This is a genomic window from Roseovarius gaetbuli (genome assembly GCF_900172365.1).
GTDB lineage: Bacteria > Pseudomonadota > Alphaproteobacteria > Rhodobacterales > Rhodobacteraceae > Roseovarius > Roseovarius gaetbuli.
Window position 1 is genome coordinate 1 of record NZ_FWFJ01000077.1, and the last position, 7,690, is coordinate 7,690.

General features: G+C 56.7%; 7 protein-coding genes and 1 pseudogene. 1 reads left to right on the forward strand and 7 read right to left on the reverse strand.

All coding sequences use genetic code 11. From position 1 onward, the window contains the following. Both ROG8370_RS21525 and ROG8370_RS19110 read right to left on the reverse strand, forming a co-directional pair. Positions 1 to 124: pseudogene (locus ROG8370_RS21525) on the reverse strand (IS110 family RNA-guided transposase); the annotation flags it as partial. Between the two features lie 140 nt (positions 125 to 264). Then, a complete protein-coding gene (locus tag ROG8370_RS19110; protein WP_085828738.1) occupies positions 265 to 2,112 on the reverse strand; it encodes a glycosyltransferase family 2 protein in 1,848 nt (615 codons plus the stop codon). Between the two features lie 471 nt (positions 2,113 to 2,583). Here ROG8370_RS19110 and ROG8370_RS19115 point away from each other — a divergent pair, with 471 nt between their 5' ends. Further along, positions 2,584 to 3,426, forward strand: a complete 843-nt coding sequence (locus ROG8370_RS19115) for a glycosyl hydrolase (RefSeq protein ID WP_085828731.1) — start codon at positions 2,584 to 2,586, stop codon at positions 3,424 to 3,426. Between the two features lie 35 nt (positions 3,427 to 3,461). On the opposite strand, the gene ROG8370_RS19120 is transcribed toward ROG8370_RS19115, so the two are convergent. The 5 genes from ROG8370_RS19120 to ROG8370_RS19140 form a co-directional block, all read right to left on the reverse strand. Next, complete coding sequence (locus ROG8370_RS19120; RefSeq protein WP_085828732.1) at positions 3,462 to 4,301, reverse strand: DUF995 domain-containing protein; 840 nt, start codon at positions 4,299 to 4,301, stop codon at positions 3,462 to 3,464. Positions 4,302 to 4,517: 216 nt separating this feature from the next. After that, positions 4,518 to 5,327, reverse strand: a complete 810-nt coding sequence (locus ROG8370_RS19125; RefSeq protein ID WP_085828733.1) for a hypothetical protein — start codon at positions 5,325 to 5,327, stop codon at positions 4,518 to 4,520. Positions 5,328 to 5,351: 24 nt separating this feature from the next. Then, complete coding sequence (locus tag ROG8370_RS19130; RefSeq protein WP_085828734.1) at positions 5,352 to 5,738, reverse strand: hypothetical protein; 387 nt, start codon at positions 5,736 to 5,738, stop codon at positions 5,352 to 5,354. Positions 5,739 to 5,847: 109 nt separating this feature from the next. Further along, positions 5,848 to 6,699, reverse strand: a complete 852-nt coding sequence (locus tag ROG8370_RS19135; RefSeq protein WP_245827538.1) for a dynamin family protein — start codon at positions 6,697 to 6,699, stop codon at positions 5,848 to 5,850. A 41-nt stretch (positions 6,700 to 6,740) separates the two neighbouring features. Continuing rightward, complete coding sequence (locus ROG8370_RS19140) at positions 6,741 to 7,367, reverse strand: hypothetical protein (protein ID WP_085828736.1); 627 nt, start codon at positions 7,365 to 7,367, stop codon at positions 6,741 to 6,743. Positions 7,368 to 7,690: the final 323 nt, after the last annotated feature.

Here is a 7,690-nt window from a genome sequence, read left to right on the forward strand (position 1 = left end):
ACATGAATTTCCAGAACTGGGGCCGTGTCAGTTTTTTGCGGAATTGTTCCTTCCCCGACAGCAATGCCCCGTGAACCTGGAAAATACTCTTCGCCAGATCTACACCAATCATTGTATCCTTCATTTTGCCGTCCTCTCCGTTAGATGGTCTACAGACCACCATCTTGGCACATTGCGATGCCGTCAGGGGAGGGCGGCAACCACCCCATCTTCAGTACCTGGAACAGCACATCGCTGATCCTACCGGCGCCAGCCGGTAGTGGTTCAGTCAGAGCGCCAAGGGGCGACGAATGTGTAGTGCACGGGCGACTGGCTATGGCTAAGCCCTGCACCTGACACGGTATATTCGGCGCGAATGAATTCGTATTTCCCAAGGCCGAGCGAGAGCGCATAAAGCCCATCCATCCCACGCAGGTTTATCGCGGCCACTGCAAGAGCTGTGACAAGCGGCACAAGGGCCATTTGCAGCGGAATAACGCGGGCCGCACGCGCCCAGCCGATTTTGGCGTCTCGGATGTGGAGCACGACGATCACCACCAGAACAACAAGATAGGCGAACCCGCTGATGAAGGTCAGCAGGAAAAACCCGGCCGCATCGCGCAGGTAATCAATCATGATCACGGGGATAAAGCATCCCGCCGCCAGGATCGCGTAGGGTAGGACGACGCGGAACGGCAGGTTGACCTCGACCGCCTCGCCTTTGGGGGTGATGCGAAAGTCGACGAAGCCACCGAATATTCGGTCACGCACCGCCATCGTACAGCCCCACAGAACCCAAGGCCATTGCAGGGCCGGAAACACCGCCTTTTCCCAACACCATACCCGCCCCCACTTGGGCCGGTAAAAGCCATCGCGCTTGAGATTGATGGAAAAGGCAATCATCGCGACCGTGGGCGCCGTGAAATGCAGGATGAAATCCGGGTAGGTGACATTGGCATAGCGAAGGTCGAACAACACCGCCGCGATGGGAACGACATAAAACACAAGCATGACACCGGCGATGATCGGGTAAAGCATTTGGCACAGGATGAATTGATACCGAAGCCGCACCGGCAAGGTCGCAAAATAGCGTGGCGTGTGAAACAACAAGAGCGACACAAGGCTGCGCGACCACTGAAATTCCTGGGTGCACAGATCGCTGACGCTGGCCGGGCCGTCGCCCTCTGCTATGGCGTCAAAGGCATGCACGCCCTTCCAGCCGCCCGCACTCATGATCATCGTCGTGGAATGGTCTTCGGCCAGTTCCGGCCCCAATCCGCCAACCTCTTTGAGCGCCTTTGTGCGTACCGCGTAATGCGAGCCGATGCACATCGGGGTCAGGGTTCCGGCATATCCGCACTGAAATATCCCGTGAAATCCGGCCTCTGTATGCAGGCGGGTGCGCGCGGCCCAACTCTCATCGGCATTGGCGGAACAGATGCTTGGGGCGCTGACATATCCGACCTCTGGATCGGCAAAACCGCGCATGATCTCTTCCAGGTAAGTGGGTTGCGGCACATGGTCGGCATCAAGTTGCGATACGAAGTCATAGTCGTCATATCCGAAATGATCGTAGAAATAGGCAAGGTTGCCTTCCTTGCACCGGGTTCGCCGCGGCCATTCCGGGCGGTGATAGTCGGGCCGATCCTTTCGCGAAGATATCTTGACGCCATGCGCCTTGCACCAGGCAATCGTTTCGGGTTGCGGGTCTTCATCGGCCAGCCAGGTGTCATGCGGATAGGTCTGCGCCAGCATGGCCTCTAACGTCTTGCGCAAGATCGAGAACGGCTCTGACGGGGTTTTGGTCACGATCATCGCAACCCGAACATCGGCGGGCGGATCAGAGCAGGGTACAACCGCACGGCGCGACACGACGATCAAGAGAATTTGCAGGATGAAAAGCCAGCTGAGCGCGACGGTCACCACCCAATAGCGCAGGCCCGGCAGAATATGATCCGGGTGCAGCCACCAAACCCAGAACCAAATCGCCGCGATGGCCCAGATCACGGCAAGGATGTGATACTTGATCCGCTTACGGCCCCGCAAAAGCGGTTTGGTATATGCCTTTGGGTCAAGGCTTTGGCGCGGCTCAGGCACGGCGGCAGATGCAGGCTTTTGCGGTGCAGTTGGCATCATTTTCTTTCAAAGCGCCGCCACTTTTGATGTGGTCGGCCCCTTTCAAACTCGCACTTATCGACGTTGAAGCCAAGGCCAAGCTTGGCTTTGTGCAGGGCAAATGCGCCCAATCGCTCCGCAACTATGGCGTGTGGGCATCGGCGGTGTGCCGCCGTCGGTTCTTGATCTGAAGCACCGCAGTTGACTGCGGGATTACTTTCTCTACAACCTCAGGCAGTAAAGTAGGTGGTTACAGGTATCACGCACCGTATTCGTGCCAAGAAATGCGCATGAAACGACGTGGCAGGTCGGTAAGAAACAGCGGTCATTGCGGGTCGTCGAGCAGCAATCGTTCCGGGATCATTTGGGTTTTGCGTTGATGGAGAGAGTCCGTCATCACGCGAGGTTCGGGTGCCCGGAATTGTCCAGAAACTGCCATGGTCACGCCATTGTTGGCTGCCATTTTCCGACTGGTGAAAAGAGGCGGAAATGGGCAGAATTCTATTCGTGGTAATGTCACTGTTGATAATGACCGGCCCTGCAATGGCGCAGAAGGCCGGTGTCGGCGCGTGGGAAAATTCGCGCCAGACCATGGCGCAATGGATCGAGGGCGCGCCCTCTCTCGGGTGGTATTACAACTGGCGCACGGATCAAATCCACGCTCGCTCAAAAACGCGGCGCGATGTTGAATTCGTGCCGATGATCCACGGTGCGGGTGATATTAACAAGCGCATCGCGTCTGATCTTCCGGTCCGCGCCTTGCTTGGGTTCAACGAACCGGATCAAGGCACGGGATCACATCAGGCGAATATGTCGGTCGCGAAGGCGGTTCGCCTCTGGCCAAAACTGGAACGTCGGGGGCTGCGCCTTGGAAGCCCGGCGACGACGCAGGGACAGACCCTTGGCCGCCACTCGTGGCAACGAAAATTCATGAACGAAGTCGAGGCAAAGGGGCTGCGCGTCGATTTTATGGCGGTTCACTATTATTCAAACACCGGAGATGTGGGCGAGTTTCGCAAGTGGTTGCAGGCGGTCCATGCCGAGTACGGCAGGCCGATCTGGGTCACCGAATTTGCCCATATCGACTGGCGCCGCCCGCATGCGGCCTCTTACGAAAAGAATGCCACGTTCATCCAGAAGTCTATGATCATGCTGGAGAAATTGCCCTTTGTAGAGCGCTATGCCTGGTTCGCGGCCAACCCTTACCCATGGGGCGGCAAAGTGCCGAAGATCAATCTTGTCAGCGATGATCTTACGCCAACGCCGGTTGGGTTGGCCTTTGACCGCACCCTTAGCCGCATTTCATCCGTCAACCTTGCCTCGTCGGACTAAGGTGATTTGACCGCCGCCGTAGCGTCGCCCGGCCTTTATCGGGCGAGGCGGCGTTTTTGCCGGTCAAAGCGAGAGCCGTAAGGGTTCCCACTGACCAGATCTTTCGCTGAATCTAACTGGCTCCATTCCGGCTTCTCGCCAACCGGTGTTTGCCAAATCTTGCCATTTGCATCTTTGGCGTGCAGCCAGCAGCGCTCATTTTGAACGTCGCCAAAGCCTGCGCCTTTCCAGACCGCGTTGATGCAAAGATGGCCTTTTGGCTTGGCGTACCACTTTCCTTCACCGATCGAATTTTTCCCGGAAACCGCCGTTAGAACGCCGCCGCTTCCGAAGTAGGCGTGCCCGTCCTCCCACATCCATGTTTTCCCGGCAAAAAGGCGCGCCAATTCCTTCGAATCCATCGCTTTCACGGGGATTTCCGTTTTGGGGGCGCTGGCATAATCGAACCTGGATTTGAATACATTGCCCGGTAGCAACTGTGTTTTCGGGTCAAACGGCGCCCATTTCAGGGTGAAACCACCGTCCAGAGGTGCCTGCCAAAGGCGCTTTTCCTGATCCGCGACGTGTCGCCAGCATTTTAGCGTGGGCTTTGATCCGGCCTCGGTCGTCCACTCGGCCTGAAAGCAGATCTTGCCGCCCTTTGCCGCGTACCATGTTCCTGTTGCGCTTTGCGTGCGTCCGATGGCGGCCTGAAAAGTGCCGTCAGGCGCAAAATAGGCGTGCCCGTCCTCCCATTCCCAGGTTTTATCCCGATAGGTTTGCTCCAACCAGCCCGCCTGAAGGTTATGGATTTTCCCCGACAAGGATTTGGCGGCCAGCCCGGTCGCAAAGAGGCTGGCGGCAACACATAAGGTGGTGAATATCTTACTTTTCATAGCAAGGCCCCACTATTGCTTAAAATTCAATTCTATCATGAATGAGGCATTTTTTCCACATAATTGAGTAAATTTTTCAATTGTTTATCTGGGGGTAACCTTTGAAATTGCGCCCTTGACGCATGCGTCCTCTATCCCGAAAAATAGTGAAGCCGCGATCTTCAGGGACTTGGTGAAAAGGTTCATTCACGCTTTAGCCTGACAGGTGGGGCTGCGTCATCCAGAGTGAGACATCCACAAATTCAGCACCTCATCGAGAACGTCGCCGTTCAGGAACAAAATAGCCAGGCTATCGGATTGCGAGGCGCAGAGAATTGAACGCTCAGCATCGGGGTGGCCAGAGAATATTACGCATTGACCCGCAGACTCCGAATCCGCCTCGCCCTGCAAAACGCCGACATTGGCGACACGTTCTGCGTGCGCCAATGTCTTGAGAGATTCCAAATGCGCCTCCACGCCTTGCTCGACCGTGATCGTATCGCCGACCATCAGCAAAGCAGCGGTCGATATCGGCGCGCAATCTCGCACAAAGTCACTCATAAAGTCCGTTGAACGGGCGGTTGTCCCAGGCGGGCGCGGCTTGCCGTGGCCCTGAAACAGGTCGTTTGTGGCGAGTCCCAAAACAGGCCAAGAAGCCCCGGTTTTCAAGATTTGAACCTCGACCGACAGTTTGCTGAGGTCAGCGGTGAATTTGCTCAGGACAGCGGCAAGCTGTGAAATCTGGTTCTCGCTTAACCTCGACAGATCCTGTGCCGCGATCTCGGGGAGACTGGCCTGCAAATGGTGCGAGGTGGGCTGAGACACTCTCAAAATACGGCCAGAAGCCACCTCTAGCGCTAGCTCCTCGTTGCGGTCATTTCGGAACACCATCCGACGAAGAAGGTGAGTTTCGGCAATTTCGGCGCGCATCGCTTCAGACGGGTGACCGGCCCCGGCAAGCATGAGGTCGCGGCTCTTGCCAGAGATTGCCTCTAATCCATGCACAAGTTTACTCAACCTGTCGTGAAGGGTTTCGATGTCAGTCATGCGAGGCGCCACATTGCTCAAGGATCATTCGTCCTGCCCGATCTCATCAAGTTGATGGCGCGCACCGGTAATGAAGGGCCCCAGATTTATCGACGCAGAGCACACACAGCACAACGCGTCTGTCGGGCTGGTCATGGATTTCAGAAAAATACCGACTTCGCTCGGTTCGATGATGATGACCTTAAAGATGCCTTCACCGTGGTCCGATCCAAGAAGGCTGCGCAGGGGCGGGGAGAGAGGCCCGCCAAGCATTTCGACCGCTGTTTTGCAGAGAGAATTCAGGTGTTCCTGGCGCAATTCGGTCTCGGCGCTTGTCGACAGGATCATGTTGGTGGAAATGTCCGCATAGGCAATCGTTTTGCATTCCGGAAATTCCTGACGGACAGACTCCAATCTTTCGGCAATATTCATGAGGGCACTCGACTTGTGTAAGCATCAGCAAGGGGCCGATCCGGCCATGCCAATACTACGTCGCCATAGGTTTTTATTGGGTAAATTTCCAAGCCACCATGTGGCTGGCCTATGACGGGCGCCCCGGTGCACCGTCCCGTGCACAAGCTCTGTCTTGGGGTGACGGCGAAAGGCGCACCCGGCGCGGCATGATCTGGGGCGCTGCCGTTTGCGGAGCGGGCGCGGGCGGTGGGGCCGGTGCAGAGTCCGGCGCCACCAGCCCCGAAATCCGCAGCGGTTTGGCCGCCTCTGGCAGGCTTTGGCCTTCGGGGCCGACGGCGCCATCCTCTGAAAGGCTGTGCAGCAGGTCCACAAGGTGTTTTGCAAAGTCCTCGGCGCCGCTCTTGAGCCAGACATCATAGTCGTCCTGCTCTGCCGTGGCCTGCAAAAGCGAGATTGGCAGGCATTGCAGAAACAGCCCTTCGGTTTCCGCACGCACCCGCCGGATGAGCTTTTGACGATCGCGTTCAGAGGTTATCTTGTCGATGCGCGTGAGCAACAACAGGCTGCGTTGATAGAGGTCCGGCGGCAGGCTTGCCCACACGGCGGCCTCGCTCTGGCGCCAGGCCTGGGTGGCGTGGCTGCACCATAACACGCCGTCCGCCTTTGATATCATCCTTTGCCAGACCTCAGAGGACATATTGGGATCGGATATTCCCGGCATGTCCAAAAGATCACATTGCAACAAAAGCTCCTCGTCACAAAAAATCTTGATATAGGCGGTCTCGTCGAGTGGTGCCTCGGCAAGATTATCGAGGTCGATCGCGAATTGATTGCCATCAAGGTCCACCCGAAAAGCGGGCGCATCGCCGTGACTGATCCAAACCGGCGGAAGTTGCGTGGCAATGACCTGGACAGGCAGGGGATCGGAGCCGATCAAAAGGTTGGCCAGCGTGCTCTTGCCTGCGCTGAATTCGCCCATCAGGGCGATACATGGTTTGCGGGACGCTTTGTCGACCTGTGTCATGGGGCATATACATCCAAGTGTTGATGCGCTTGCCGGAGGTCGGCATCGCGCGCTTCCAGAGATTGTCGATCAAACAGCCGGTCCACCTTGACCTTATCAAGCGTCGGTGGCGTGATCGTGTTGAACAGGACGTCGGACTGGTCGGTCAAAAAGGCATCGGCCTGGGCAAAGATGGCGTCATGAAAAACATCGGCCTGGGTGGTCTTGAGATCAGCCAGGAATGTCGTGGTTTCCTCTTTGATCATCCGATGAAAGTCTGCGGCATAGGCTTGGTATCCGCGCCGTCGGAACCACCAGCTTTTCCACCAGTTGCCCTTCAGGTCCAAGGCGATCGTTTGCCCGAGCGAGACAGGCGGCGGCACGCGCGGGGCGGGCGGGCCCTTGATGTCAAAAAGCTCCTCCGGCAGTTTCAGCGCCTCGCGATAAAGGCCAACAAGCTGTGCGATGACCTGCTCGATGTAACGCTCATAGGCCGCTTGAGACGTCCTGCCATAGGACTTGTAGGATGAGCTTAGAAGGATCCTGAGACCGGAGGGATCATATTCCCAGATCGAATGTTCGCCAAACTTTTCAAGGTGAAGGATCAGCGCCTCGGTGGCGCGCGCAAGAAAGCTTTCGTGCACACGCTCAAGCCGGGTCGAGAAATCGCTCTGAATACCGTCCAGATCATTTTGCAGGGCCTCCAGACTTTGTTTGCGCAGGTTCGCCAGAGAGACCGCGACGGTCTCGGGGGCAAGGTGAACCGCGGTTTCCCCGACCTGCGACTTGGCCGAAAGGTTGTCGGTCAGCTGGATACCATTGATCAGGTTGCGTGCGCCTGTGTAGATATGCCGTTACTCGCGAGACATTTCTTTTAACGTCCCAGATTTGGGAAGAAGGAGATGTTCATGAACAAGGATCAACGCGAGATTGGGCGTAAATTACGGATACTGCGATACGCCGAAGA

Bases quoted from the DNA above. Each gene is read 5' to 3' on its own strand.
- ROG8370_RS19125 (WP_085828733.1), bottom strand. From the start codon at position 5,327: ATGACTGACATCGAAACCCTTCACGACAGGTTGAGTAAACTTGTGCAT.
- ROG8370_RS19115 (WP_085828731.1), top strand. From the start codon at position 2,584: ATGGGCAGAATTCTATTCGTGGTAATGTCACTGTTGATAATGACCGGC.
- ROG8370_RS19120 (WP_085828732.1), bottom strand. From the start codon at position 4,301: ATGAAAAGTAAGATATTCACCACCTTATGTGTTGCCGCCAGCCTCTTT.
- ROG8370_RS19135 (WP_245827538.1), bottom strand. From the start codon at position 6,699: ATGGGCGAATTCAGCGCAGGCAAGAGCACGCTGGCCAACCTTTTGATC.
- ROG8370_RS19130 (WP_085828734.1), bottom strand. From the start codon at position 5,738: ATGAATATTGCCGAAAGATTGGAGTCTGTCCGTCAGGAATTTCCGGAA.
- ROG8370_RS19110 (WP_085828738.1), bottom strand. From the start codon at position 2,112: ATGCCAACTGCACCGCAAAAGCCTGCATCTGCCGCCGTGCCTGAGCCG.